A 25,583-nucleotide genomic window follows, 5' to 3' on the forward strand; every position below is an offset into this window, starting at 1 on the left:
CAATGTTTGTTGCACTTGTAGGCTTAGTGGTGCAGTTAATATTAGGTAATCAGTCAAAACAAAAGAATTTGCGAAGCAAACTTCTTCTGCTCTGCGCACCACGCAGTGGCGGTGGGAGATAAATGACCGTTGATTTTGGTCATTTATCCCGAAAACATAGTGCGGTAGCACGAAAGAGCTTCGTCAGAAGCGAGTTTTCGTAGTAGAAGGTTTAGGGGGATTTGGGGAGTTAAACAGCCGTTGATTTCGGCTGTTTAACCCGGAAACTCAGTGCGGTAGCGCGAAGGAGCTTTGAATAAAGCGAGTTTCCGTAGGAAAAAGGGGTCTGTCCTCTGTCAGCCGGACGGGCTAGCTACCCCTAATTCCTATCCCCCGAGGTACAAGGGTACAATCCTAAATAACGAAAAGCCAAAAGATACGTATACATAAAAAATAAAATATTTAGTCCAAGATATTTTAAAAATATCTTCGATTTTCTATTGCATATTTTCAAATCCATGATATAATATCATTGTACTAAGATAGTAATACAATAATACAAGTTGGAGGTAGCTATGGAATTTGATAATCAAAGGCCAATTTATTTGCAACTTCTGGAAGAATTTAAGCTAAAGATATCAACTGGTCAGTGGCAAGCTGGTGAGAAGATTGATTCGGTGAGAAGTCTGGCAAGTTTTTATGAGGTAAATCCCAACACTATCCAAAAAGCTCTTTCTGAGCTTGAAAGAGAGGGGCTCACAGAGACTAGGAGGACAGCTGGTAGGTTTGTCACTGATAATACATCTTTGATCTTAGACCTAGAAGATGATTCCTTCAAAAAAATAGCCGATGAATTTATTGAAGGAGCAAAGAATTTAAATCTAGAGAAAGATAAAGCGATAGATGATTTAAGGAATTATTGGGAGAAAAATTATGATTGATATTAAGAATTTAACTATGGTTTATAGTGGCAGGGCAGTTCTTGATAATGTAAACCTAAGCCTAGATCAAGGACAAATTGTTGGGCTTTTGGGAGAAAATGGTTCTGGGAAAACCACTCTTATTAGAATATTAGCAGGTCTTGAGAGAAATTACCAAGGCTTAGTAAGTATTTGTGGCAATATGCCAGGTAGACTTACAAATGACATAGTTGCCTATCAGCCAGACCACTTACCTTTGGATGAGAATTTAAAAATAGAAGAAGTTTGTAGTATATATAGTATTTTTTATGAGGACTTTGATCTTAATAAATTTTATAAGCTTTTGAACAGCTTTGAAATTTCAAAAGAATTAAAGATTAAGGAATGTTCTAAGGGGATGAAAGAAAAGATTCAGATTGCCCTTACTTTATCTAGGAAAGCAAAAATTTATATCCTTGATGAACCTATGAGTGGTATAGATCCAAAGTCTAGAAAAATAGTTTTAAATACAATAATAGATAATTTTGATTACGAAGGTCTTATGATTATATCAACCCACCTTGTCCTTGAAGTTGAAAAAGTTTTGGATAGAGCTTTATTTTTGGATAATGGCAAGCTTATGGTAAATGAAAGTGTCGATGATATAAGAGAAAACCATCATATGGGTGTGGAAGAATACTTTACGGAGGTCTTATAATGGGAAAATTATTAGGAAGAATTTTTAAGGAAGATATCAAGTCTACTATTTTATGGCTAATTTTGCCCCTTGTCCTTGCGTTAGTTTTTGCTAGTCTTTTGAAAGTATTTGGTGAAAATCCCTTGGTCATGATCGGCATGGGTCTTACTATGGCGTTTGTAGTTATAGGTCCATTTGTGGCCTTAGTATCTGTAGCTATTAATGACTATGATAGGTTTTATGGCAAGTATTCATCATTTTATTCAGCCATACCGATAGAGACTGGTTCAATATTAGGCGCAAGATTTATTAACTATATACTTATGACTATAATAGCAAGCCTCTTTGCTTTTGCTTACTTTATGGTTTTTGTAAATCTAGCTAACGGTCAAGCTATTTATATATCGGATATTTTTGAACCTTTTAAGCGTCTTCTGTCTGAAATAGGAGTAGCAAACTTGGCATCAATAGTTTTATACATGATTATAATGCTAGTTACAAATATTATTGAGGTGATATTTGCCATAACAGCAGGATCTTCTAGAATATTTGGTAGACCATCTAAGCTAAAAGTTGTCTTGGTATTTATGGCAGTATCTATTATCGTTGGCTTGATATTTGTATCAATTCAAGCAAATTCAGCCGTAGTTTATGAAAATTCCCTCTATATAGATAATAATTTGTCCAATATTGCAAATGCAGAAGTCCATAGCAAGGGCTACCAAATAACTATAGCACCTATAGCATATAATTTAATAATAGATTTGCTCTTAGTTGCTGGCACTTATTACCTACACGACAAAAAACTTTCAGTAGCATAAATTTGGGGTGTTTTATACACCTCTTTTTTATTTACAAAATACCAATAAAGCGTATATTTTACTTAAATAAACTATATAAGGAGGGCTTATGAAAACTGCCCTATTTATCTACAATCCAAACAGTGGTCAGAGAATCATAAATGAACAATTACCTTGGATTATAGACTATCTAAGTGAAAAAGAATATTTAACAAGCATATATGCAACCCAAGCTCCAAGAGATGCTAGTAAGATAATTAGCAAATATGGAGAGAATTTTGAAGAAATTATTGTGGCAGGCGGCGATGGAACTCTTGATGAAGCAATAGCAGCGGTGTCAAAGGCTGAAATTGACCCCCTTATTTCCTATATTCCTACTGGATCTACAAATGACTTCTCAAAGTCCTTAAAAATCCCGACAGATATAGAAAAAGCTGTAAAACTAGCCAGTCGTGGATATCAAAAAAGAATCGATATTGGTCAAATCGATGACAAGTTTTTTGTCTATGTTGCTGCCTTTGGCTCTATATCAGACGTTTCTTTCGATACTGATCAAGATGCTAAGAATATTTTTGGCAGAAGTGCCTATATCATTGAAGGTTTAAAGAAGGCTTTACCTCTATCTAACATGACAAGTTATAAAATGGATGTGTTGGTAGATGATGAAAATATAAATGGTGATTTCATCCACTTTATGGTAACAAATTCTGTATCTGTGGGAGGGTTTGAAGGGATAACTGGCGATAATGTATCCTTATCCGATGGAGTTTTTGAACTAACAATGGTTCGCCGTCCTCAATCATTAGTAGATGTAAATAAAATAATATCAGGCCTTACCAACAGAGAAGAAAACGATATGTTAATCTTCCGCCAAGGCTCACATTTTGAAGTTAAGACTGACCAAAAAGTATCCTGGTCCCTAGATGGTGAATATGGTGGCACAACTACTTTTGCCCAAATAGATGCACTTAAAGAAAAAGTTAGGATGAGAACGGGTATTAGAGATAAGCAATAAAATATTTGTATTTTATAGCATATAACATTTATGTTTTACTAGTTTCTCAGGATTTGATATAATATTAATGAGAACCTAGGAGGTAAAAATGTTTAAAATAGGCGATAAAATCGTATACCCTAACCACGGTGCTGGGGTAATAGATTCTATTGAGAAAAAAGAGTTTTTGGGAGAAGAAAAGGAATACTTTATCCTAAAAATGCCAATTGGTTCCATGGATATTTCAATCCCGATTTCAAATATAGACAAAATGAATGTCAGAGATGTTATTGATAAGGAATCAGGTGATGAAGTTCTAAGGATTTTGGATGATGACCCAACACCTATGCCTGACAATTGGAATGTCAGATATAGAGAAAATCAAGAAGTTATAAAGACTGGTGATATATTTAAAATCGCAGAAATGGTAAGAAACCTTGCGATTTTGGATAAGGAAAAAGGCCTATCTACCACAGAAAAAAAGTTATTAAATAGAGCAAGAAGAATAATGGCCAGCGAACTAGTAATGGCAGGTTCTCTAGAAAAAGAAAAAGCAGAAGAGATGATTGATGAGTCAATCGGTCTATAAAAATCATAAGGAGCATGGATGAAGCGAATATTTCAATTAGTTGTGACACTAATTGGAGCCGTGCTTGGTATTGTGATACTAAATGTAGTAAATGCCGCAAGTTTGTGGATGGAAACAAGCGGCATTATCTTTATTGTCGCAAATTTCCTAGCAGGTCTAATAGGTGGAATAATTTTTTATTTAATTTCAAAGTCGCTTGCAGGTAAGTTTATAGAAAACTTTTCCCATATTGAAGGGCAAATTAGTGAAATACCGGCAAGCAAGTTGATAGTTGGAACTATAGGAGCAATAATAGGAATTCTTGTTGCAACTCTAATATCAAGACCTTTAACCAGCCTACAATTACCATATGGAGGCAATTCAATTTTTGTGCTATTATCTATTTTATTATATATCGGTTTAGGTTACTTGGGATGGAGAGTTTCTACAAAAAATTCTGACGATTTTTATAATCTATTCAAGGGCATAAAAGAAAACAAGGAAAGCAGATCTTCTTTTAGGCACGATAAGAATAAAAATCTTGCAAGTCCAAAGATTCTAGACACATCAGTAATAATAGATGGAAGAATAGTAGATATATTGGAGACAGACTTTATAGAGGGAGACCTCATAATATCAGAGTTTGTCCTAGAAGAATTACAACATATTGCTGATAGCCCGGATGATTTAAAAAGAGAGCGTGGGCGCAGAGGCTTAGACATAGTAAATAATATCAAAAACAACAACAAAACCAACCTAGTAATTGTCGATACTGACTACCCTGACATTAAAGAAGTGGATAGCAAGTTATTAAAGCTAGCTGTTGATATGAACGGCAAAGTTTTTACCAATGACTACAATTTAAACAAGGTGGCTGATGTTCAAGGAATACCAGTATTAAATATAAATGACCTATCAAATGCCTTAAAACCAATAGTAATTCCTGGCGAATCTATGGAAATAGAAGTAATAAAACTTGGGAAGGGCAGAAATCAAGGCGTTGGTTATCTAGAAGATGGTACTATGGTTGTAGTTGAGGATGGGGATAAGTATCTTGATCAAACAATTCGAGCAACTGTAACAAGTGTTTTGCAGACATCTGCAGGTCGTATGATTTTTGTTAGAAGTGAAGAGGATTAAATGTTAGATAGTAAGTTTATCTCAGCTGTCATAACAGCTGCAGGTTCTGGCAGACGAATGAATAGTCAGATTAACAAGCCTTTTTTAAATATTAGGGGCAAAAAAGTTATTGAATTAACCCTTGATACACTCACCAAGATAGATGTTTTTGATGAAATTATCCTTGTCATTAGAAAAGATGATGAGGATGAGATAAAAAAAATTATAAAGGGCTATGCTAGAGAAATAAAGTATGTTTATGGCTCTAGCACTAGAGAACTTTCAACCTTTGAAGGGCTTAAAGCCTTAAATAGCAAATGTGAACTGGTCTTAACCCATGATGGGGTAAGGCCTTTTGCAAGTAGAGAACTTTTTTATAGGGTGCTTGAAGATTTGAAGTCTTACAAGGCTGTAATAAGTGCAACAAAAACAAAGGATACTATAAAAATCGTAGATGAGGATATGGTTGTTGATTTCACACCAAATAGAGACTATGTTTATAATATTCAAACTCCCCAAGCCTTTGATAAAAATATTCTTTTTTCTATGTATGAAAAATATGTGAAAAGCGAATTTAAAATCACAGATGACAGCCAGCTTTTTGAATTTTTCCATAGGGATATTCCTGTAAAAATTGTTAGCGGGGAATATTCCAACATTAAAATCACAACAAGAGAAGATATACTATTTGCAGAAGCCTATTTAGCAGAAAAAAGGATTTGAGGATATAATGAGAATAGGAATAGGATATGACGTCCACAAACTAGTCGAGGATAGAAAATTGATTCTTGGCGGGGTGGAATTTGATTATGAATTGGGGCTTTTGGGCCATTCTGATGCGGATGTTCTGACACATGCCATAATGGATGCGATTTTGGGCGCCTTGGCAGAAACTGACATTGGAAAATTATTCCCTGACACTGATCCTAAGTATAAGGATATATCGTCCTTAATCTTACTAGATGATGTGGTCAAATTAATGGATGATAAGGGTTATAAAATCGGTAATATAGATACAGTAGTGATATGCGAATTACCAAAAATCAGTCCCAAAAGAGAAGAGATTAGAAAAGTAATAGCTACTCACCTTAAAACTGACATAGAAAATGTGTCAATCAAAGCCTCCACAAGCGAGGGACTAGGCTTTACTGGAAAAGCTTTAGGAATAGAGGCCAGGGCAGTAGTAATCTTGGAGGAAAAATAATGAGAAAATTAATAACAAGTGAATCAGTAACAGAAGGACATCCAGACAAGGTCTGCGATAGGATTTCTGATGCTATCTTAGATGAATGTTTAAGACAAGATAAAGACTCAAGAGTTGCTGTAGAAACAGTAACTTCAACCGGTTTAGTTTTAGTTGTTGGAGAAATTTCAACTAAAGCTTATGCTCCTATTGAGCAAATAGCAAGGGATACTATAAAAGAAATTGGCTATAACGATCCAAAAGTTGGCTTTGATTACTCAAATGTTGCTGTACTAACATCACTAATCGAACAATCAGCAGACATAGCTCAAGGAGTAAACCAAGCTCAAGAATATAATTCTACAAGTGAAAAATATGACAAAATTGGTGCTGGAGACCAAGGAATTATCTTTGGATACGCAGACAATGAAACCGATTCATATTTGCCAGTATCTATAGACTATGCTCATAAGCTTGCTCAAAGACTAGCAGAAGTTAGAAAAGATGGGACCCTAGCTTACCTTAGACCAGATGGCAAGAGCCAAGTAACTGTAGAATATGATGATGACAAGTTGGTAAGGATTGATAGCATTGTAATATCAGCCCAACACACAGAGGATGTTAGCCTTGAAAAAATCCGTGAAGATATCATAAACGAAGTCATCAAAAAGGTAATTGACGAGAGCTTGATTGATGAAAACACCAAAATTTATGTAAATCCAACAGGAAAATTTGTCATAGGTGGACCAAAGGGAGACAGTGGTCTTACAGGTAGAAAGATCATCGTAGATGCCTACGGTGGATATTCTAAATCAGGTGGAGGAGCATTCTCAGGTAAAGACCCTACAAAGGTAGACAGATCAGCTGCCTATATGGCAAGATATGCTGCAAAAAACATGGTAGCAGCTGGCCTTGCAGCTAAGCTAGAAATAGGCATTTCCTATGCCATAGGCCTTGCTCACCCACTATCAATATACGTAGATAGTTTTGGAACAGGCAAATACGATGATGAGAAACTACTTGAAATCGTAAAGGAAAACTTTGACTTTAGACCACAAGCTATAATTGATTACCTAGACCTACAAAGACCAATTTACAAACAAACATCATCATATGGTCACTTTGGCAGAGACAATGACGACTTTACATGGGAAAAATTGGATAAAGTAGAAAAACTTAAAAATTACTAGGAGAGATAATGGCAAGATTTAGAAGAAGTGTGGCTATAGACCTGGGTAGCTCAGAAGTATTGGTATATATTAACAACAAGGGTCTGGTCCTAGAAGAACCGTCAGTTATTGCCATTGATGTACTAACAGATGAGATACTTGCAGTTGGAGAAGAAGCTAAAAAATTAGTAGGTAGAACTCCTGGAAATATAAAGGCCATAAAACCTATGAAAGATGGAGTTATAGCAGACTTTCCATCTACAGAAAAAATGCTAAAATATTTTCTAGATAAGACTATTACAAAGGCCCTCATAAAACCTGATGTCCTAATTTGCGTGCCATCAAGATCAACTCAAGTAGAAAGAAGGGCAGTCCTTCAAGCAAGCGAAAATGCTGGAGCCCATAGGACTTATCTTATAGAAGAACCTCTTGCTGCAGCTATTGGAGCTGGGGTTGACATAACAGAAGCTAGTGGAGACTTGGTAATAGACATTGGTGGAGGAACTACTGACATAGCAGTGATTTCTGCTGGAGCAATCATAGTAAGTAAATCCATACCGGTAGCAGGGATAACTTTCGATGAGGCTATAAAAGATTTCATCAGAAAAAGATATGGTCTGTTAATTGGAGATAACAAGGCAGAAGAGATCAAAATAAAGGCAAATAGCCTAAAAGACAATCAAACTATAGAAGTATCTGGTAGACAGATTAACGATGGATTGCCAAATAAAATTATCATAACCCTTGGCGAAATCCATCAAGCCCTAAAAGCTTCTGTGGATTTGATCGTAGATGGGGTAAAAAGTGTATTAGAGCTAACCCCTCCTGAACTAGCAAGTGATATTTATGAGAAAAATATAATACTCACTGGTGGAGGAGCCTATACACTAGGATTAAGAGATAGGCTAAGCGAAAAGTTCCAAGTTGAAGTCATAATAGCAGAAGATGCTCAAAAGTGCGTAATAAATGGGACTGGCAAGGCCTTAGGATGGCTTGATGAAGTAGACAAGGGACTTGATGATAGTAGAAAAGCAAAGCAAAAAGAACTTGAAAATAAGGAAAAACTAAGGAGACGATGATGACAAAAAAATTAGTAATGGTAAGACATGGCCAAAGTGAGTGGAACCTTGCAAACAAATTCACAGGCTGGGTAGATGTTGACCTATCAGAACAAGGAACAAAAGAAGCCATAGAAGCTGGTAAAAAAATCAAAGAAGCAGGCATAGTATTTGACCATGCTCACACATCTATACTTAAGCGTGCCATCAAAACTTGTAACTATGTCCTAGAATACAGCGAACAATTATTTGTTCCAGTAGAAAAATCTTGGAGATTAAACGAACGTCATTACGGTGCCCTACAAGGACTAAACAAGGCAGAAACAGCTGAAAAATACGGTGACGAACAAGTTCACATTTGGAGAAGATCTTACGATACACTTCCACCAGAACTATCTGAAGAAGATCAAGAAAAACAATTAAATATGAGACAGTTCAAGAATCTTCCAAAAGATGTAATACCAACAGCTGAAAATCTAAAAGTAACACTAGATAGAGCCCTACCATATTTCTTCGACCACATAGCTCCACAACTACTAAAAGATGAAACAATCCTAGTAGCTGCTCACGGAAACTCTCTAAGAGCTTTGGCAAAACACATCGAATCAATCTCAGATGAAGATATCATGGACCTAGAAATCCCAACAGGTCAACCATTAGTATACGAACTAGATGACGACCTAAAAATGGTAAATAAATATTATCTATAAAAATTATTAGACTTGCTTAGGCAGGTCTTTTTTTTGTATAGGTATGTACAAGAATATTTCAATCATATTGCTTAATACAATAAATTTATATAAAAATATCTTTACAAAACTTCTTTTAAAATCTATAATATTATATATAAAAGGAGTAAGTATGAAAATAGCATCTGTTGAATATGAAAACGGTGTATCACAAATTTTGAATGCTCATTACGATAAAAATCAAGTACTTGTTGATAAGTTTGATAAATTGGAAGATTTGGTTGACAGAGACCTAACAGGCTATGACCTAATCCTCGTAGATATGAGCCACAACAAATGTCTACAAGTTATACATTATATAAAGCAAACGACAAATATACCGGTAATATACCTAACGGACAGACATAGCAACAATCCCTATGAACAAAAAATTGACGATAAGGATTTTGTTATTCATTCAAATACGAGAGAAGAATTTATCGATAGCGTCTTTAAAAAAGTACAAGAAATTAATGATACAAGCATTATAAATCTAGGTTTTTGTACTATGGAAGAAGACAATGGTATATTTAGGATTGGCAATGATATACTTGATTTGACTAAGTTTGAAATAGCTATCTGTGCATGTCTAATTTCTAATATGGGTAAGATTCTATCCAAAGAAGAAATAGTAAAACTTATGGAAGAAAAGGATCTTAAAACTACAGAAAGATCTGTCAGAGAGCATATCAGAAAGATAAGATTAGAATTTAAAAAAGCTGACTTAAATCCAATTGAGACTGTAAATCGTAAGGGTTACAGGTGGATACTTGATTCTTGTACACCATAGATGGGGTGAATAATGGATTATAATTTAGCCTATATAGGTAATGAAATAAGGACTATAAGAAAAGAAAAAAAACTAACCCAAGAGGATCTGGCCTTTGCTGCTGATTTATCAGTAGATACAATAAGGAGACTTGAAAGCGGAAAGGTAGATATAAAGCTTAGCTCCTTATTGTTAGTACTAGAAGAGCTAGGAATCGAATTTGATGGAATATTTAACAACCTACAAGGTTCCATTTGGTCATCTATAAGTTATTATACAACTGAAATAGATTATTATATAAGTGAACTTGACTATGAAAAAGCAAAAATTACTTTAGAAGAATTCGAAAAGGTTGATAAGGATAGTCTACCTAGATTTTATCAAAAAAAGTGTATTCAATATTTTAAATTTTATCAATCCATAATCTACAATCCCAAAAGGTCTAGTAAAGCTTTTATAAATGGTCTTAATGAGGCTATGAGTATATCTCATAAGGATTTTGATATTAAAAATTATAAGGAATATAACTATACGAATTTCGAGTATAGGATTCTATCTGCTATGGCCTTTTATTTTAGGGAAATTGATGAAACAGATTTTAGTTATCATATATTGCATTTCATACTAAAGAATATTAGTGAAAATAATTCTATCTATCCTAATATTTCATATAATACAGCAAGGTTCTATGCTTATGATAGAGATTTCGTAAATGCTAAAGACTTGAATGAAAAATCACTACATTCTTCAATTAGAAATAATAATATTCTAGGGTTAATTTATGCATATTATCAAAAAGGTGATATATTAATTAAACAAAGAGATAGTGATGCAATGGTATATATAGGCATTTCATTAGATTTGTGCAGAGCATCAAAAAGATATAGCTTAGAAAATGCTTTAAAAAATTTGATCTATAAAAACTTTTAATAAGGCACTTAAGCCTTATTTTGTTCTTTACATATAAAAAAAGATATCTTTAAATTCATTAAGATTTTTAAATAATTATATTTAATTGAAATATCAATTTTTGTAAGTGTTTTTGTATAAGGCTTGTAAGCTATTACAATTCATTTAGAAATGATTTATTATATAGTTATAGAAAGTATAGAACTCGAGATTATAGTTTCTAATAAAATAATTGGAGGTTACAGTATGAACAGGAGTATTAAAGCACTAGTAATTGCAGGTGCATTTTTATTTTCATCATCAGTTTCTTTTGCGAGTGAACCAGAGGCGTTTAATGCTAATAATCTATCATCAGAAAAAGAAATTGTTAGCACCTATTCATCAAAAACCTACGACAGTGGAGTTAAGGATTGGTTAGGTGGTAAGTGGAGACATGGAGTTAACAGTTCCCATGTGTGGTCACAATTTTATCATGGAAGTAAATATCATAATACCAAGGTAAAGGGTGCAGGCGGAATGTTTGGAAAATCTGGTAGAACTGCTCCTCGTAAAAAAGCTTATGCTAGTTGGGAAAAAGCATTATTTGGTAATGAAGCATATGCAAATGTAGAATAAAGTATTGTTAAGTCAACTTGTATGAAATCTTTTGATTTTATACAAGTTGGTTTTTATAAGGTAGTAAAGCTATGAAAAAAATACTAAAGATATTAATAACAATAACATTCATCCTAAGCTCCCTAACTTATTTCTATTACATAGATAGCAATCAGGCTATAGGTAAATTTCCTGATTTTGATAAGTTTGTAAATCTTGTCAACTATAATGATGAGGATATTAGAGATTACATTGCTAAAGCTGCATCAGATAATAATATCAATTTAATAAAGTTTGTCAAGAAGTCTAGAGTTGGTAAAAAAGAAAATATGGATGTAGATGCTTATTTATTTTTAAGTGATCCGAGTAGTTTTAATAAGTCCCATAAGGACTTAAAGATAAATGAAGATAGCAATACTTCTAATAAATTTGATAGCATAAGTTCTAATAATCTTTTAACTAAAAACAATATAGATATAAAAAAGTATGAAGATATCGACATAGATAATATATCTGGAGACTATGCTATAAGTGGAAATCAAAATAATGTTGAATCATTTATAGATGATTTGAAAGCTTATGCAGATATTGTACAGACACCTGATTATATGAGTACTTCTGAAATGACTATGAAAGAATTTTTCTTAATACTTGTCATTAATTTGATTAGTATTTTTGCTACTATATTTGCTTTGCTTATTTATAATAGAAGCCTAGTTAAGGAATTATCTATATCTCTCCTATTTGGATATGATGATAAGAAGATTGCAGTAAGTAAGTCTATAGGTCTTATGACGATTCCTATATTACTAACTTTAATAATTGATTCGGCCTTGCTCTATAGCTTAGTTAGTCCAGATAGCATTGGTGGATTTTTTATAGCTATGAAGCCTATGTATATATTTATTTTATTATTTGCTTTAGTAATATTTTTATTAGAATTTATCCTATTATTATATAAAACAAATCATGAAGATATATTAAGTGTATTAAAAGGGCAGAGAAGAATTTCTTCTAAGTTTTTATCTATATTCAAAATAATATTTGCAGGCTCTTTAGCTTACTTATTAGCTATCACTTTCTTTTCTTTAAAAGACTATAAAGGTGTAAATGAATATTTAAGTGATTGGGACGATGCAAAATCATACGCCAACATAGCCACTGGTACGCCTTGGCAATATGTAGTTGATGAGGACGATTATAAATATAAAGAATTAGTTGCAAAACCTACAGAAGACTTGGCTAGACTTTTGGTAGATAGAGGGGCGGTATTGTTCCTAAATCCATACCAAGATATTGAAGGATTAAATATTGATGATGATATGTTTGGAGAATATAAGTTAAATAATGGAAAATTTGCCTTCATTAATCACAGTTACCTTACAAAGTTTGATATATTAGACGATAAGGGACATGCTTTAGATACTAAAGCAAAGGAAAATGAATGGGTTATTTTAGTTCCGGAAGATACCAAGCTTACTGATCAAGATTTAGAGGATATCAAAGAAAAACAAATATTTGAATCTAAAAATAGTGATGATTTAGTTGAGAATATTGTAAAAATAAAAAGTGGTCAAAAGCTACCAAACCTGGATTCCAGAGCTAGGATAGATCAGCCTTATGCAGAAAATTATGTTTACATTTTAATAAATGAGGACGGACTTAATTCAGAAGAAGGCTTACTGTCTAAGGGATTAGTTAATTGGCAGCTACACCCTTATCTAGATAAGGGTGAAGAGAGTCTAGGAGACTTAAAGGAACTAATATCCACCACACCAGCTAGTAAATATGTTCTTTGGATAGAGACAGCCTATGACTATGTAGAATACCAGGTTCAAAGATACAAAAATGAAACTATAATTTATATTATAGCTTCAATCATCCTAATATGTATTTATTGGTTTATAGTAAAGACAGACCATAAAAATTACTATTTAAACTACGGAGATGAAGCTGCAGTAAAGAGCTTATTTGGTTATCCTTTTAAGGATATCCACAAGGCTAAGATAAGATCTATGGCTTTGTCATATTTATTAGCCCTAGCTATTTATTATATAGTACTAAGACTTAGTGTAATGTTTGGCGGATTAGGTTTTTATACTCCTCGAGAAGGTTGGACTAATGGGATAGTTTTAATTGGATTTGGTCTTAGCTTTCTTCTATTTATAATATGTACCATTATTGAAGTAGCTATGTTAAGAAAAGATGGTAGTTTGATTAAAAGTTTAAAGGAGGATAAATAATGAAACCCCAAATAAGCTTAAAAAATATAAATAAAACTTATGGTGACCACGAGGTGCTTAAGGATGTAAATCTTGATATATATACTAAAGACTTTATAACTATTTTTGGGAAAAGTGGTAGTGGTAAGTCTACTTTGTTAAACATCCTAGGCACTCTAGAAAGTTATGATAGTGGTAGCATAGAAAGCTTCAGTTATTCTGACCCCTACAAAAATGTTAGTAAGGCTATGATGATTAGAAGGGAGAATATAGCATATTTATTTCAAAATTTTGCCCTGGTAGATAATATGACAGTTAAAGAAAATATAGATATAGCCTTAAAATATAGTGAATTTAAAAATAATAAGAAAGAAATAAATAAAACATTAGATAAGTTAGGTATAGCTGATAAACTAAATAACAAGGTTTATGAGCTATCAGGTGGAGAGCAACAAAGGGTTTCTATGGCAAGGATTTTGCTAAAACCATATGATGTTTTGCTAGCTGATGAACCCACAGGATCTTTAGATGAATTTAATAAGAGAATTTTAATGCAAGTACTTATAGAGGAAAATCGTAAGGGCAAGAGTATAGTGGTAGTAAGCCATGATAAAGATTTCACAAGTATATGTGATAAGACTTATGAGATAATAGATAAAAAATTGGAGGTTATTAAATGAAGAAAAGCAAAACTAAGCCAGCCTTATTTATACTAATAGGCTTAATAATTGTAGTTCTTATAGCCTATTTTATAAAAGGAAATAATAAACCATCATCAGTTATAATAGAAAATGATACAAGTCAATCACTTGAAGCTGTAGGCATTTTTGATGATAGCCAAATCCTTATTTGTAAAGACGAAAATAATAATTACCTGATACCAAATAATCTTTTTGCTAATGGGGGAACTTTTAGGATAGTTGCCAAAAAAGATAGAAAGACTTACACTAGTAGAGAAATAACCATTAAAGAGAATGACAAGATAAAGATAAATAATATTAAAGATGATGAGCTTATCTTAAAAAATGAGACTAGTGGAGAAAAAAAGGCATTAGATTTACCAGATATAGAAAATTGGAATATAAGCAAAAATAGTGATAATATTAAGGCGGATTTTAGTTCGGATACAGGCTATAATTATACCTTATATGTACTAGGTAAGGATGGAGAACTTGGAACATCAGCTACTTTAAATAACGGTAAAGAAGTTAGTGCAAGTTGGGAAGCTGGAAAAAATATGACTTCATTGGTTAAGTTTGACTTAAGATAGACTTGAAAAACATTTTCCTTGTGATATAATAATGTTAAGAACTTAATAAATTAGCGCTTATAAGTTTATGGGCGTGATTCGGGGTAAGGTGAAATTCCTAAACCGGCAGTTATAGTCTGCGAGCCTTTATGGTTGATTTGGTGCAATTCCAAAACCGACAGTATAGTCTGGATGAGAGAAGTATACTTTATAATACTTTATTATTTGTTTGAGTTTAAAGACTTAATCTAGTAATTTGGATATTACCCTGAGAAATCGGGGTTATTTTTATGCCCCAAATTAGGAGGTATTTATGAATCAAAGTAGAAGTTCTAGCAAATCATTTTCTTTAGACCGTTTGGTAAAAGTGGGTATTTTGGCTGCACTTGCCTATGTTTTAATGTTTGTGCAAATGCCAATTCCAATAGCACCACCTTTTATGAAACTTGACCTAGCTGATGTGCCGGCCCTAATAGGTGGTTTTGCCATGGGTCCTTGGTATGGAGTTTTGATCCAACTTATCAAAAACGTACTAAACTTATCAAAAACTATGACAGGTGGAGTTGGAGAATTATCAAACTTTATTGTAGGCTCAACTTATGTTTTAGTATCAGCTTATATCTACAAAAACAAAAAGACTAAAAAAACTTCTATAATAGCTTTAGCCTTTGGTGTACTTGCAATGACTGCACTTGCAACCTTATCAAATGCTTTTGTAGTTTTCCCAGTTTATGGAAAAGTAATGCATATGGATCTTGAAGCTTTTGCTGGAATGGTAGGAGGAAATAGCCTAGTAAATAACTATGTTACACTTATGATTTTTTCTATAGCACCATTTAACATAATAAAGGGAGCGGTAGAAGCTATTGTTACTGAGTTAATATATAAGAGGATATCACCAATAATAAAATCACATTAAATTAGATCCCTAGTAATGACCCAGCCCAAAAGTTAGAGTAAATACTAACTTTTGGGACTTGGCGCATAAGGCCAGGGTCTTTTTTTGTTTATAAATCTTCTTATTAATAGTATAATAGATGGATAAAGAGGTTTTATGATAATAAATAATTTGGATGAGATGAAAGATTTTGCTAAGAAATTTGCTTCATCTCTTAAGGAAAATGATTTTATAAATTTAATAGGCGATATGGGGGCTGGGAAAACTACTTTTACTGGCTTTCTTGCTGAAAATTTTGCCATCTACGATTCATCATCTCCAACTTTTGCTCTAGTTAATATCTATGAGGGTGATATTTTGATTTATCACTTGGATTTGTATCGTTTGGATGATCCAGATGAGCTCTTGGATATTGATTATGAAACTTATTTCTATCCACAAGATGCTATTACCATCATAGAATGGGCCGAAAATGCTGGCGAATTCCTGCCGGATGAAATGATTAATCTAGAGATTAAGAAGCTTGATGGTGATAAGAGAGAAGTTACTATAGCGAATGATTCGATAAGGGGGCGTGAAATAAATGAATATCTTGGCAATTGATACTTCAACGATGATTTCTACTGTGACTATTGCAAGTGACAATGAAATCATCGGTGATTTTAATGTAAACCAACAAAAAACTCACAGCGAGTCCTTGGTGCCTATGATTGAAAGTTTATTGGACCTACTTGGAATGGCTATAGATGACATAGACGCTTTTGTGATTTCACAAGGGCCAGGATCTTTTACAGGCCTTAGGATTGGCATGACTGTTGCCAAAACCCTAGCCCAAGTAAATGGCAAAAAACTAATCCCTGTATCCACCCTCCTTGCCCTAGCTAACAACTCATCAAGCAAGTCTTTGAAAGCTCCTATGCTAGATGCTAGGGGAAATAGAGTCTACGCTGCAGTTTATGACAAAGATGACAAGGAGATTATCAAAGAAGACCTATATGAGATAGATGATTTTGTAGAACTTGTTGATGATTTGAAAGAAGAAGTTGAACTAATTGGAGAGATTAGTAGCAAATATTGTGATAGATTTCAAAAGGCAAGAAAACTTCCGATAAACTTTAATAATTGCATAGGTAAGTCACTAATAAAGCTTGGGCTTAGCAATATAGATCAAGATTACAATCTTTTTGAAATCAAGCCAAATTACCTTAGAAAATCTCAGGCGGAAAGAGAATACGAAAAAAAGAACAAGGCATGAGACCATGATAAGAAAAATGCAAACTTATGATATAGACAGAGTCTACGAAATTGAAAACCAGGCATTTTTTGAACCGTGGTCTAAGAAAAACCTCATCAAAGACCTTGAAACAAACACTTTGTTAAAGCACTTTGTCTTTGAAGAAGATGGAGAGATTCTAGGATTTTACATAGCAAGCCAGGTTCTAGATGAGCTAGAAATTTTTACTATTGCTGTTGACAGAGCCTACCATAATCGTGGTATAGGTTCAAAACTTTTGGACCACTTGATGGTTTGGGCCAAGGATGAATCAATCAAAAAGATTTGGCTAGAAGTTTCTACAAAAAACCAAGCTGCAATTAGTCTTTACCAAAAATTTGATTTTAAGGTCATGGGACTTAGGAAAAATTATTACCAAAAACTTGGCGAAGATGCCTACAATATGTTGAAGGAAATATAATGAGCGATTTTTATACTATTGGAATTGAAACAAGTTGTGATGACAGCTGTGTTGCTATTTTAAAAAACGAGAGAGATCTTATAGTAAATTTAATATCATCTCAAATAGATATCCACACCCTATTTGGAGGAGTAGTGCCAGAAATTGCAAGCAGAAAGCACCTAGAAGCTATCAATCCCCTTATAGAAAAGGCCCTAGCTGATGCGAATCTTAGATATAGCGATATTGATTTAATATCTGTCACCAAAGGACCAGGACTTATGGGATCTTTGTTAGTAGGAATTTCTGCAGCTAAGGCCCTATCCCTTGCCGCAAATAAGCCAATGATTGGGGCAAACCACATGGAGGGTCACATTTGTGCCAACTATCTTGCCAATAAGGATTTGAAACCACCCTTTGTAACCTTGGTTGTAAGTGGGGGCCATACATATCTGGTCAAGGTCAAATCCTACACAGACTATGAAGTGGTGGGTAAGACCCGTGATGATGCTGCCGGTGAATCCTATGACAAGGTAGCTAGAAAGATGGGATTAGGCTATCCTGGCGGACCAAAAATTGATAAGCTTGCCAAAGAGGGTGATCCAAAGGCGGTTGATTTTCCAAGAGTTATGCTAGAAAAAGACTCTTATGATTTTTCTTTTTCTGGCCTAAAGACAGCGGTAATCAACTATATGCACCAATTGGAACAAAAAAATATTGACTATAACAAAGCAGATGTTGCAGCAAGTTTCCAAGATGCGGTAGTTGATGTTTTGGTAGCAAAATCAATGAGACTCATTAAAGAAAGTGGATACGATAAACTTGCCCTAAGCGGGGGAGTAGCTGCAAACTCTAGACTTAGAGGAAGGCTAGAAGAAGCCTGCAGAGAAAATAACATTAAATTTTATTATCCACCTATAGAACTTTGTACAGACAATGCTGCAATGATTGCTATGACAGGATATTTGCACTATCAATCAGGAGAAGTTAGCGACAAATTTATGAAAGTTTATCCTAATTTGGAAATATGATTTATGAGAAGAAAAAAACGCTATGACGATAATTCATTAAAAAAATATAATAGCATGAAAAAAATATCCACTATACTGTGGATTTTGACAGGTCTTGGTGTCTTGGGCTTTGGAATATATTTTAAGGAAATTTTTGAGATTATCTTTGGTATAGCTGGCGTAATCTATGGGATTTATAATCACAGAACGAAAATAACAAGCCTTACATCTATATCAAGAATTGAAAAAAATAAGTTGAGCTTTCTGGCTCTTTGTATAGTAGTATATTCCTTGGTCAATCCTTTGGCCAATATAGCTGTAATCTACGACTTGTTCAAGAGAGATTATGTGATAAATGGAGGATTTGATGAAAAAACACTTTAAAATTTTTTGTCTAATCCTTGTTTTTGTGCTTGTGACTACAAGCTGTGTCAAAAGAAGATATGACCAGCTAGAGGCTAGGAGAAAAGGAGTATCTACTAATAATGTAAAAACTTCTTCTGATAACTTTAATCCTGATGACATAGACAAGTTTGATGTTGATTCATACCTCATATGGTACAAGAATTTGGAAAATCCACCAAAGTTGGACCTAGCAGCTAGTAAGAATCCAAAGCCAATGACTAACAAAGAAATGGTCGATGATTTTAATTATGTTTTTCGTGAACTAAAAGAAAATTATCCTTTCTTTGAGGCCCTAAAAAGAGAGAAAAACATAGACTTCATAGGAGACTATGACAAATACCTAAAAAGAATAAAAGAGGCAAAAAACGACCAGGAATTTATTGATGAAATGACTGGTATTATGGGGGAATTAAACAACCACCATGCTAGAATTGCCGATCAAAATTATGTAGATAAGACTCTCAAATATTATGCCAAAAACTGGAACAGCCCATCAATCTATTATGAATTTTTGAAGCTAAACAAGCAAGTTGTTAGAAATAGATATGGACTAAAAGGAGAGCAAACAGCTAGTGAAACAAGCGTAAGTAAGAGAAATTCTGGATCTATATTAAATCAAGACAAGTCTGCCAATATGACCTTGGATACAACAAATGAGGGTATAGCCATATTAAAAATCAAACAAATGGTCGATCCTCAAAGTGTCAAAGAAGATGAGGCTGTTTTGAACAGTTTTTTAAAAGATAAACATCTTTACAAGGCTTTAGTAATAGATATCCGCCAAAACTATGGGGGTAATGCAGAATATTGGCAAAAATTCTTGCTTCCAAAAATTTTGCCTAGTCAAAAGTCAGTGACTAATCATTTATTTTTTAAAGATTCGCCTAGGGCAAAGCTTATATTAGCTGACGATACTCTAAATGTTGAGTCCATAAAAAACGTTGATATATCGGCAATAAAATTAGATCATGCTAATGATATCAAAGATTTTGATTATTATATTAGAGATACTATAAGCATAAGTCCAGACGAAAGCGAAAAAGACTATGGATTTGATGGCAATATATACCTGCTCGTAGATAAGGCAGTATTTTCAGCAGCAGATGGCATGGCAAGTTTTATGAAATTCTCGGATGCCGCAACCTTAATAGGTGAAGAGAGTGGAGGAGACGGGCTAACACTTGGAGTAATAAACGATGTGATGCCAAACTCTGGTCTGGTATTTACCTACACCAATACCCTCGGCTATGCTCCAGATGGAACAATTAATGCAGAAGAAAAAACAAAGCCAGACATAAAATCTAGCTCATACAAAGATACCATAGATACAATAATAGAAATAGAAAATGGAAATTTTTAGACAAAGAAAAAGAGGATTGCCAATCAAGATTATTACTGATTCAATCCTCTTTTGTTTTTATTTTCTCATATCTTTTGAATTTTTCTTCATAAAGTAGTAGGCGATAATTGCAACTATGAGAATTATTGCAACACTTCCTAGACCTTTAATTCCTGTTTTTACAACTGATCCAGCATTTGTATTATCTGGTTGAGCTTCAGATTCTTTGAATTCTTCTTGTTCCTCATTCTTATCATCCTTATCATCCTTTTCTGCATCAGTAGCAAGTTGTGGAGATTTTGTAGTATTGTTATCAATTGTAACAGTTTTTGGGGTTTCTATTTCTTGGGAACTTGTTTGATCACTGCTAGATTCACTGGTTTGACTAGAACTTTCACCATCTTGGCTAGCCTCGTTTAAAGCTTTTTCTGTAAATGGATATAGCCATGATGATTTGTCTAGATTTGGCGTAAAGTTTTCTGAACTTTCAAGTTCGCTTTCAGAAATTTGTCCATTCTTGTCTGTATCGATTATACCCAATTCCTTTTTTTGGTCATCTGTAAGCTCGCTGTATTTATCTTTTGTCTTTTCGTTTTTCAAAAAGGCTGACTCTTCTTTGCTTTCGCTACTTTCAGCTTCCATATCATTGCTATCAATGCTTGTAGTTTCAATAACTTCGTTTTCATTAACTTGTGTGATACTTGTATCATTTGAAGAGTTATATTTTTGGTTTTGTGCAATTTCGTTAGTTGAAATCAAGTGATCTTCGAAGTTTAGCTTATCTTCAGTCTTTAAAAAATCTTCCAAAATCCTAAAGGCAGCTTCTTGGTCAAAATCCTTATCTATTACATAGGAAATTACTTCCTTATACTTATCCTTTGTTTTCTCATCAGCAAGTTCATAGGATTTTGAATTTAGAATAGAATTTTCGAACAAATCTAAATCTTTTGCCTTGGCTTCAAATAATAGACCACTCGTTAGATAAGTCTTCAATTGTTTTTCTAAATCGTCTTTTTCTATAGGGGTAAGTGATAGCTTTTCTTTTATATTATATAGGCTTGTGATTTCAGAAAGCTTGTCACTTTGTGTTTTGATACTTTCCATATCATCGGAATTTAGTATATGTGTGGATTCTTCGATTAATTTTTCATTAGAAGAATCATCAGCCTTTTTTAACAACTCGATATTTTCCACTAATTTTAGCCTATTTTCATATTCTTGGCCGAAATTAATGATGTCCTTGTTTGCTTCATATTCTTTGATTTCTCTAGCAGAAGCCTTATCAAAGTTTGGCAAAGTTTCCAGCTTATTATCAATTTCACTGATTATTATATTTTCATCTAATTCTTGAGCACTAGCATTACTTACTGTAGCCAAACATAAGCTAAAGGCTAGAGCTCCAAAAAATTTATTTATTTTCATAATATACTCTCTTTTATCCTTATATTATCTCTTCTTATTATTATATTAATAAATGGTGAAATTTCAATAAAAAAACTAGGGTAATACCCTAGTAAAGTCCTAGGCAAATCCCAAAATACTTAAGCTACTTAAGAAATTGACTAAGTCTAAATCTTATAATACTACAAATCGCAAATTCACTTACCATCAAAGAGTGCCATCTATGGTCGAATTACTTGGATTGCTTGCATATTTTTTAAAACAGAATGAATTATTTTGAGATTTGCTAAAGTTTTATAATTTTAAGCAATACTAGCTATTTGCCTTAAACATTAACCTTGAAGTCCCTCGGCTTGTCTTAGCATATTTTCTACAACTATGTCGTGGATTTCGCCAAGGCTTGCTGCATATTCTAGGATTTCCCAAGGTCTATTGGTGTGAAAATGAATTTTGATTAGTTCCTCATCACCAACAGCAAGAAGGCTATCTCCCTCAAAATTTGCTGTTATATGGTCAAAAATCTCATCTTCGTCTAGATTTTCTCCAGCTATTAGCATTTGTGTATCAAATTTAAAATCTCCTATATCTACCATAAATCCTCCTAATTACTATTTCCTTGTTTTAAATTTCTCTTTAGTTCTTCTTCTAGCCTTGCTATCTCAGCTTGGGCAAGAGTTCTATTTTTCTTGCCCTCAATTTGGATATTTCTAACTTCTTCTATAGTTGAAATCAATTGATCGTTTGTATGTTTTATTGTATCAAGGTCAATTATACCACGTTCAGTTGCCTTTGCTGTTTCTATAGTATTTTGTTTTAGAGTATCAGCATTCTTTCTTAATAATTCGTTTGTAAGGTCAGTTACTCTTTGTTGGCTTCTGATGGCTTGGTTGGTGTGGTTCATTCCAAGGGCCAATACCATTTGGTTTTTCCAAAGTGGGATGGTATTTACAATAGTTGTTTGGATTTTTTCTGCCATAATTGAATTTGATGATTGAACCATCCTAATTTGAGGAGCCATTTGTATAGAAACCATACGGGTCAAATCAAGATCGTGAAGTTTTTTCTCGAATCTATTGGCCTGGGCTTTAAGGTCGTTTACTTTCTGTGCGTCTAAAGGCAAGTTTGATTCGTTGGCCTTTGATTCAAGGGCTGGTATTTCGCTAGCATAAGTTTCCTTTAGCTTTCTATTTCCAGCTTCGATGTACATGGTGATTTCTTTGTAGTATTCTTCGTTTAAATCATACATTTGATCAAGCATAGAAATATCTTTCATCAAGGTTATTTGATGGTTTTCCAAAGTTTTTGCTACTTCGTCTATATTTTTTTCTGCTGATTGGTAGCGGTATTTCATATCTTCAATTTTGTTGACTTGTTTTTTGAAAAATCCTAGAGGCCCGTTAGTTTCTTCTCTATCCATTGATTTGATATCCATTACAACAGAATCGAGCAGATCTCCAATTTCTCCCAAATCCTTGTTTCTTACAGTATCTAGGGTTTTTTCAGAGAAGTTAGAAATCTTCTTTTGTGCTCCAGATCCGTATTGGAGGATGATATTTGTATTATCCAAGTCAATCTTCTTGGAGAAATCATCAATCATCTTTTCTTCTTCTGGTGAAAACTTAATATTGTTTTCTACTAAGTCTGGTCCTTCATTAGTTATACTTTCAAGCTTATTGTCATTTTCATTATCGCCGTCAAGGGTTAGTTTTATATCACTCATTTACTCCTCCAATCATTGTATTTAAGTCCTTCTTGATTTAAAAGTAGGTTTATTGTGTCAATATCGGCTTTAACTTCCATAGTGCTATCGCTTAGAAAATCTAATTGTAATCTTTCAAAAGCGTTAGTCAGATCAACTATTGTTTCATCTATTTGTTCCATTGATTTTAATATTTTTGAGTTCCTTGATGCTATTTGCTCAAACTCGTAATATGCATTTATAAGTTTTACGCTTGTTGGCAAATAATATTCAGAAAATTTATTTAATCCATGAGAACTTTCAGGATGGTTTTCGATTACTTTAAGGATATCTTTGCTTGAATTTTCGAAATCTTCTATGTGGTCAATAAAGGTTTTATTTTCAATTTTATTTTTAACCAAGTTTATGGCAATTAAATCTTTATTTGCAGATTCGATTATTTCCTTAGAACGTACTAGGTTAATTTCTTCTAAGTTTTGTTCATTTGAAATTTGCCTGATATCCGAAGCTTCAGATAATATCTCGTTTTTTCGTTCTTTGTACAAGCTATAGGTTGGAATATCTAGAATAAAAAGAGACTTATTTTCAACTATTCGAGCCTCGGGGAAATAGTCTTCTTTTATCATATGCCTTAAGTCACTATATGTTTCTTCAATGTCTTGGTCTACTGAGTTTGCCAAATCGTTAATGGAAATGACTTTATTGCCATTAAGCTCTCTAATATATCTCTTGTAGTTTTTCTCAAGTCTTTCGTATTCCAATTTTCCTCTATATCCTGTAAGCATAATAACTATAGAAATAAAAAGAGAAATTATAAAAATTATTAACCAAGATGATAGGTCACCAAATATCCAAGCTATAAACATTAATAGAATAATCACGAAGCTAACAACAGAAAAGATAATGCCAAGGGCTAGCATTCCATTAGCTCTATTGATTTCCTTTGCTGGAAGTCTAAAGAGTTTTTCTTCTATTTTATTGTCTTTTTCTGTAGACTCATCTACCAGTCTAATGCTATATCTGCGTTTTTTCATAATTTCCCCAAGTTAAATTAATTAGCTCTCCCAATCATCTTCTGCGTAACCTTCTTGATTTAAAAGTAAGTTTATTGTGTCTATATCAGTCTTCACATCCATGGCTCTATCAGCTAATAGTTCCACTTTGATTTTATCAAAGGCTTCTGCTATTGTGAGTATTGACTCATTGATCTGATTCATTGAAGTCAAGATTTTCTTATCATTTGTGCGCATCATCTCAAAATCGTTGTAGGTTTCTACAAGTTTTGCAGCTGTAGGTAAGTAGTAATCTGAAAACTTGTTTAGGGCGTAGGACTTGTCTGGATACTTTTCTACAATATTTAATATATCCACTGAATTTTTGATAAGTTTATCTACATTGATTCTGAAATTAGCATCGTTAGTCCTAGCTTGACTTAGTTTTATCCTATCAAGAGAATTCTTACCCTGGTTAATGATTTCTCTTGCTCTTTCAAAGGATAGATCTTCTACCAAGACCTCATCTTCATCCTTATTTACTGTCTTTGTTTGGATGCTTTCCTTGCTCTTTTCCTTATATAGCCTAAATGTCGGTATATCCAGGATAAATAGGGAGTCGTCTTCTACTATACGAGCTTGGTAAAAATAGCCTCTTTTCATCATTTTCATAAGGTCGGATACAGTTTTTTCTTCGCTTTGGGCAACAGAACTTGCCAAATCTCTGATAGATATAACTGTGTTGTTACCAAGCTCCCTTAGAAATCTCACGTAGTTATTAGTTAGTCTAAAATATTCCTTGGAAACCTTCCAAGATAGATAAGGTACTACAAAAGTAGCCATGGCCGAAAGTACTAAAAATAAGAAATATCCAAAGCCTCTCCAAGCAAAAAAACCATCAAGGGCAACAATTGTCATCATAGCAAATCCAATAGCAGTCACAATGGATATGGCACGCCAACCCTGAGCCTTATTAATTTCTGGCGGTTTTTGGGCACAGACCTCCTTGTTTTTTGTTTGAGGCAGGTTTTCATTATTTTTCTTTGATTTTGTAAAGGTCCTGATAGTTGCATTTACAGATTCTTTTATTGTATTTCCAATCTCATCAAAATCGATGTCAGATAGTATGTCATTTATTTTAAAATTGTTCTTGTTATCACTCATACACTCTCCTTAGAAACTTACCATAATTATACCTCAAAGCTTGATATACTTAAATGAAAGTTAAT

The 25,583-nt window shown here is 33.5% G+C and carries 29 protein-coding genes and 1 riboswitch; of the genes, 24 read left to right on the forward strand and 5 right to left on the reverse strand.

Going from position 1 to position 25,583, the window contains the following annotated elements; genetic code table 11:
• Positions 1-554: 554 nt before the first annotated feature.
• The 24 genes from BQ7474_RS00730 (at position 555) to BQ7474_RS00845 (ending at position 20,283) form a co-directional block, all read left to right on the forward strand.
• On the forward strand, positions 555-920 hold the full coding sequence (locus BQ7474_RS00730) for a GntR family transcriptional regulator (RefSeq protein ID WP_073997168.1): 366 nt from the start codon (positions 555-557) through the stop codon (positions 918-920).
• Positions 913-1,596 (forward strand): ABC transporter ATP-binding protein, encoded by a 684-nt coding sequence (locus BQ7474_RS00735; RefSeq protein WP_073997169.1) that lies wholly within the window; start codon positions 913-915, stop codon positions 1,594-1,596. The genes BQ7474_RS00730 and BQ7474_RS00735 overlap by 8 nt, the downstream gene beginning before the upstream one ends.
• Complete coding sequence (locus BQ7474_RS00740) at positions 1,596-2,396, forward strand: hypothetical protein (RefSeq protein ID WP_073997170.1); 801 nt, start codon at positions 1,596-1,598, stop codon at positions 2,394-2,396. The genes BQ7474_RS00735 and BQ7474_RS00740 overlap by 1 nt, the downstream gene beginning before the upstream one ends.
• Positions 2,397-2,484: 88 nt before the next feature.
• Positions 2,485-3,390 carry a diacylglycerol/lipid kinase family protein gene (locus tag BQ7474_RS00745; protein ID WP_073997171.1) on the forward strand — a complete coding sequence of 302 codons (906 nt, stop codon included), beginning with the start codon at positions 2,485-2,487 and terminating at the stop codon, positions 3,388-3,390.
• A gap of 88 nt (positions 3,391-3,478) precedes the next feature.
• Positions 3,479-3,958, forward strand: a complete 480-nt coding sequence (locus BQ7474_RS00750; protein WP_044565890.1) for a CarD family transcriptional regulator — start codon at positions 3,479-3,481, stop codon at positions 3,956-3,958.
• An 18-nt stretch (positions 3,959-3,976) separates the two neighbouring features.
• Entirely contained in the window at positions 3,977-5,077 is a 1,101-nt protein-coding gene (locus BQ7474_RS00755) for a PIN/TRAM domain-containing protein (protein ID WP_073997172.1), read from the forward strand.
• Positions 5,078-5,779: a 2-C-methyl-D-erythritol 4-phosphate cytidylyltransferase gene (gene ispD / locus BQ7474_RS00760; protein WP_073997173.1), complete on the forward strand. Its 702-nt coding sequence runs from the start codon at positions 5,078-5,080 to the stop codon at positions 5,777-5,779.
• A gap of 7 nt (positions 5,780-5,786) precedes the next feature.
• Positions 5,787-6,260 carry a 2-C-methyl-D-erythritol 2,4-cyclodiphosphate synthase gene (ispF, locus tag BQ7474_RS00765; protein WP_073997174.1) on the forward strand — a complete coding sequence of 158 codons (474 nt, stop codon included), beginning with the start codon at positions 5,787-5,789 and terminating at the stop codon, positions 6,258-6,260.
• A complete protein-coding gene (metK, locus tag BQ7474_RS00770) occupies positions 6,260-7,429 on the forward strand; it encodes a methionine adenosyltransferase (RefSeq protein WP_073997175.1) in 1,170 nt (389 codons plus the stop codon). The genes ispF and metK overlap by 1 nt, the downstream gene beginning before the upstream one ends.
• A gap of 8 nt (positions 7,430-7,437) precedes the next feature.
• A complete protein-coding gene (gene mreB, locus BQ7474_RS00775) occupies positions 7,438-8,487 on the forward strand; it encodes a rod shape-determining protein (protein WP_073997176.1) in 1,050 nt (349 codons plus the stop codon).
• On the forward strand, positions 8,487-9,176 hold the full coding sequence (gene gpmA / locus BQ7474_RS00780) for a 2,3-diphosphoglycerate-dependent phosphoglycerate mutase (protein WP_073997177.1): 690 nt from the start codon (positions 8,487-8,489) through the stop codon (positions 9,174-9,176). Before mreB ends, gpmA begins: the two co-directional genes overlap by 1 nt.
• 151 nt (positions 9,177-9,327) lie before the next feature.
• Positions 9,328-9,984, forward strand: coding sequence for a winged helix-turn-helix domain-containing protein (locus tag BQ7474_RS00785; RefSeq protein WP_073997178.1), 657 nt, complete (start codon positions 9,328-9,330; stop codon positions 9,982-9,984).
• Positions 9,985-9,996: 12 nt separating this feature from the next.
• Positions 9,997-10,893 (forward strand): helix-turn-helix domain-containing protein, encoded by an 897-nt coding sequence (locus tag BQ7474_RS00790; protein WP_073997179.1) that lies wholly within the window; start codon positions 9,997-9,999, stop codon positions 10,891-10,893.
• A gap of 225 nt (positions 10,894-11,118) precedes the next feature.
• Positions 11,119-11,487, forward strand: a complete 369-nt coding sequence (locus BQ7474_RS00795; protein ID WP_073997180.1) for a lactococcin 972 family bacteriocin — start codon at positions 11,119-11,121, stop codon at positions 11,485-11,487.
• 71 nt (positions 11,488-11,558) lie between these two features.
• The gene (locus tag BQ7474_RS00800) at positions 11,559-13,709 is read left to right on the forward strand and encodes a hypothetical protein (RefSeq protein WP_073997181.1); all 2,151 of its coding nucleotides are present in this window, start codon (positions 11,559-11,561) and stop codon (positions 13,707-13,709) included.
• Positions 13,709-14,368 carry an ATP-binding cassette domain-containing protein gene (locus BQ7474_RS00805; RefSeq protein WP_073997182.1) on the forward strand — a complete coding sequence of 220 codons (660 nt, stop codon included), beginning with the start codon at positions 13,709-13,711 and terminating at the stop codon, positions 14,366-14,368. Before BQ7474_RS00800 ends, BQ7474_RS00805 begins: the two co-directional genes overlap by 1 nt.
• Positions 14,365-14,958, forward strand: a complete 594-nt coding sequence (locus BQ7474_RS00810; protein ID WP_073997183.1) for a hypothetical protein — start codon at positions 14,365-14,367, stop codon at positions 14,956-14,958. The genes BQ7474_RS00805 and BQ7474_RS00810 overlap by 4 nt, the downstream gene beginning before the upstream one ends.
• 70 nt (positions 14,959-15,028) lie before the next feature.
• Positions 15,029-15,145: riboswitch (FMN riboswitch) on the forward strand.
• A gap of 105 nt (positions 15,146-15,250) precedes the next feature.
• The gene (locus BQ7474_RS00815; protein ID WP_073997184.1) at positions 15,251-15,856 is read left to right on the forward strand and encodes an ECF transporter S component; all 606 of its coding nucleotides are present in this window, start codon (positions 15,251-15,253) and stop codon (positions 15,854-15,856) included.
• 135 nt (positions 15,857-15,991) lie between these two features.
• On the forward strand, positions 15,992-16,438 hold the full coding sequence (tsaE, locus tag BQ7474_RS00820) for a tRNA (adenosine(37)-N6)-threonylcarbamoyltransferase complex ATPase subunit type 1 TsaE (RefSeq protein ID WP_073997185.1): 447 nt from the start codon (positions 15,992-15,994) through the stop codon (positions 16,436-16,438).
• Positions 16,419-17,090 (forward strand): tRNA (adenosine(37)-N6)-threonylcarbamoyltransferase complex dimerization subunit type 1 TsaB, encoded by a 672-nt coding sequence (gene tsaB, locus BQ7474_RS00825; protein ID WP_073997186.1) that lies wholly within the window; start codon positions 16,419-16,421, stop codon positions 17,088-17,090. Before tsaE ends, tsaB begins: the two co-directional genes overlap by 20 nt.
• 4 nt (positions 17,091-17,094) lie before the next feature.
• On the forward strand, positions 17,095-17,529 hold the full coding sequence (rimI, locus tag BQ7474_RS00830; protein ID WP_073997187.1) for a ribosomal protein S18-alanine N-acetyltransferase: 435 nt from the start codon (positions 17,095-17,097) through the stop codon (positions 17,527-17,529).
• Entirely contained in the window at positions 17,529-18,539 is a 1,011-nt protein-coding gene (gene tsaD, locus BQ7474_RS00835) for a tRNA (adenosine(37)-N6)-threonylcarbamoyltransferase complex transferase subunit TsaD (protein WP_073997188.1), read from the forward strand. The genes rimI and tsaD overlap by 1 nt, the downstream gene beginning before the upstream one ends.
• A 3-nt stretch (positions 18,540-18,542) precedes the next feature.
• Positions 18,543-18,902, forward strand: a complete 360-nt coding sequence (locus BQ7474_RS00840) for a hypothetical protein (RefSeq protein WP_073997189.1) — start codon at positions 18,543-18,545, stop codon at positions 18,900-18,902.
• The gene (locus tag BQ7474_RS00845; RefSeq protein WP_073997190.1) at positions 18,886-20,283 is read left to right on the forward strand and encodes a S41 family peptidase; all 1,398 of its coding nucleotides are present in this window, start codon (positions 18,886-18,888) and stop codon (positions 20,281-20,283) included. The genes BQ7474_RS00840 and BQ7474_RS00845 overlap by 17 nt, the downstream gene beginning before the upstream one ends.
• Before the next feature lie 57 nt (positions 20,284-20,340).
• Here the strand turns inward: BQ7474_RS00845 and BQ7474_RS00850 are convergent, their stop codons facing one another.
• The 5 genes from BQ7474_RS00850 to BQ7474_RS00870 form a co-directional block, all read right to left on the reverse strand.
• Positions 20,341-21,684, reverse strand: a complete 1,344-nt coding sequence (locus tag BQ7474_RS00850) for a hypothetical protein (RefSeq protein WP_073997191.1) — start codon at positions 21,682-21,684, stop codon at positions 20,341-20,343.
• 311 nt (positions 21,685-21,995) lie between these two features.
• The gene (locus BQ7474_RS00855) at positions 21,996-22,256 is read right to left on the reverse strand and encodes a kinase to dihydroxyacetone kinase (RefSeq protein ID WP_073997192.1); all 261 of its coding nucleotides are present in this window, start codon (positions 22,254-22,256) and stop codon (positions 21,996-21,998) included.
• An 8-nt stretch (positions 22,257-22,264) separates the two neighbouring features.
• Complete coding sequence (locus BQ7474_RS00860; RefSeq protein ID WP_073997193.1) at positions 22,265-23,383, reverse strand: toxic anion resistance protein; 1,119 nt, start codon at positions 23,381-23,383, stop codon at positions 22,265-22,267.
• Positions 23,380-24,396 carry a 5-bromo-4-chloroindolyl phosphate hydrolysis family protein gene (locus BQ7474_RS00865; RefSeq protein WP_073997194.1) on the reverse strand — a complete coding sequence of 339 codons (1,017 nt, stop codon included), beginning with the start codon at positions 24,394-24,396 and terminating at the stop codon, positions 23,380-23,382. The genes BQ7474_RS00860 and BQ7474_RS00865 overlap by 4 nt, the downstream gene beginning before the upstream one ends.
• A 21-nt stretch (positions 24,397-24,417) precedes the next feature.
• The gene (locus tag BQ7474_RS00870; RefSeq protein ID WP_073997195.1) at positions 24,418-25,518 is read right to left on the reverse strand and encodes a 5-bromo-4-chloroindolyl phosphate hydrolysis family protein; all 1,101 of its coding nucleotides are present in this window, start codon (positions 25,516-25,518) and stop codon (positions 24,418-24,420) included.
• Positions 25,519-25,583: the final 65 nt, after the last annotated feature.

It is taken from the genome of Anaerococcus urinomassiliensis, from assembly GCF_900128425.1.
Classification (GTDB): Bacteria; Bacillota; Clostridia; order Tissierellales; family Peptoniphilaceae; genus Anaerococcus; species Anaerococcus urinomassiliensis.

Coding starts and splice junctions, on each gene's coding strand:
- BQ7474_RS00730 (WP_073997168.1), top strand. CDS start 555: ATGGAATTTGATAATCAAAGGCCAATTTATTTGCAACTTCTGGAAGAA.
- BQ7474_RS00735 (WP_073997169.1), top strand. CDS start 913: ATGATTGATATTAAGAATTTAACTATGGTTTATAGTGGCAGGGCAGTT.
- BQ7474_RS00740 (WP_073997170.1), top strand. CDS start 1,596: ATGGGAAAATTATTAGGAAGAATTTTTAAGGAAGATATCAAGTCTACT.
- BQ7474_RS00745 (WP_073997171.1), top strand. CDS start 2,485: ATGAAAACTGCCCTATTTATCTACAATCCAAACAGTGGTCAGAGAATC.
- BQ7474_RS00750 (WP_044565890.1), top strand. CDS start 3,479: ATGTTTAAAATAGGCGATAAAATCGTATACCCTAACCACGGTGCTGGG.
- BQ7474_RS00755 (WP_073997172.1), top strand. CDS start 3,977: ATGAAGCGAATATTTCAATTAGTTGTGACACTAATTGGAGCCGTGCTT.
- ispD (WP_073997173.1), top strand. CDS start 5,078: ATGTTAGATAGTAAGTTTATCTCAGCTGTCATAACAGCTGCAGGTTCT.
- ispF (WP_073997174.1), top strand. CDS start 5,787: ATGAGAATAGGAATAGGATATGACGTCCACAAACTAGTCGAGGATAGA.
- metK (WP_073997175.1), top strand. CDS start 6,260: ATGAGAAAATTAATAACAAGTGAATCAGTAACAGAAGGACATCCAGAC.
- mreB (WP_073997176.1), top strand. CDS start 7,438: ATGGCAAGATTTAGAAGAAGTGTGGCTATAGACCTGGGTAGCTCAGAA.
- gpmA (WP_073997177.1), top strand. CDS start 8,487: ATGACAAAAAAATTAGTAATGGTAAGACATGGCCAAAGTGAGTGGAAC.
- BQ7474_RS00785 (WP_073997178.1), top strand. CDS start 9,328: ATGAAAATAGCATCTGTTGAATATGAAAACGGTGTATCACAAATTTTG.
- BQ7474_RS00790 (WP_073997179.1), top strand. CDS start 9,997: ATGGATTATAATTTAGCCTATATAGGTAATGAAATAAGGACTATAAGA.
- BQ7474_RS00795 (WP_073997180.1), top strand. CDS start 11,119: ATGAACAGGAGTATTAAAGCACTAGTAATTGCAGGTGCATTTTTATTT.
- BQ7474_RS00800 (WP_073997181.1), top strand. CDS start 11,559: ATGAAAAAAATACTAAAGATATTAATAACAATAACATTCATCCTAAGC.
- BQ7474_RS00805 (WP_073997182.1), top strand. CDS start 13,709: ATGAAACCCCAAATAAGCTTAAAAAATATAAATAAAACTTATGGTGAC.
- BQ7474_RS00810 (WP_073997183.1), top strand. CDS start 14,365: ATGAAGAAAAGCAAAACTAAGCCAGCCTTATTTATACTAATAGGCTTA.
- BQ7474_RS00815 (WP_073997184.1), top strand. CDS start 15,251: ATGAATCAAAGTAGAAGTTCTAGCAAATCATTTTCTTTAGACCGTTTG.
- tsaE (WP_073997185.1), top strand. CDS start 15,992: ATGATAATAAATAATTTGGATGAGATGAAAGATTTTGCTAAGAAATTT.
- tsaB (WP_073997186.1), top strand. CDS start 16,419: ATGAATATCTTGGCAATTGATACTTCAACGATGATTTCTACTGTGACT.
- rimI (WP_073997187.1), top strand. CDS start 17,095: ATGATAAGAAAAATGCAAACTTATGATATAGACAGAGTCTACGAAATT.
- tsaD (WP_073997188.1), top strand. CDS start 17,529: ATGAGCGATTTTTATACTATTGGAATTGAAACAAGTTGTGATGACAGC.
- BQ7474_RS00840 (WP_073997189.1), top strand. CDS start 18,543: ATGAGAAGAAAAAAACGCTATGACGATAATTCATTAAAAAAATATAAT.
- BQ7474_RS00845 (WP_073997190.1), top strand. CDS start 18,886: ATGAAAAAACACTTTAAAATTTTTTGTCTAATCCTTGTTTTTGTGCTT.
- BQ7474_RS00850 (WP_073997191.1), bottom strand. CDS start 21,684: ATGAAAATAAATAAATTTTTTGGAGCTCTAGCCTTTAGCTTATGTTTG.
- BQ7474_RS00855 (WP_073997192.1), bottom strand. CDS start 22,256: ATGGTAGATATAGGAGATTTTAAATTTGATACACAAATGCTAATAGCT.
- BQ7474_RS00860 (WP_073997193.1), bottom strand. CDS start 23,383: ATGAGTGATATAAAACTAACCCTTGACGGCGATAATGAAAATGACAAT.
- BQ7474_RS00865 (WP_073997194.1), bottom strand. CDS start 24,396: ATGAAAAAACGCAGATATAGCATTAGACTGGTAGATGAGTCTACAGAA.
- BQ7474_RS00870 (WP_073997195.1), bottom strand. CDS start 25,518: ATGAGTGATAACAAGAACAATTTTAAAATAAATGACATACTATCTGAC.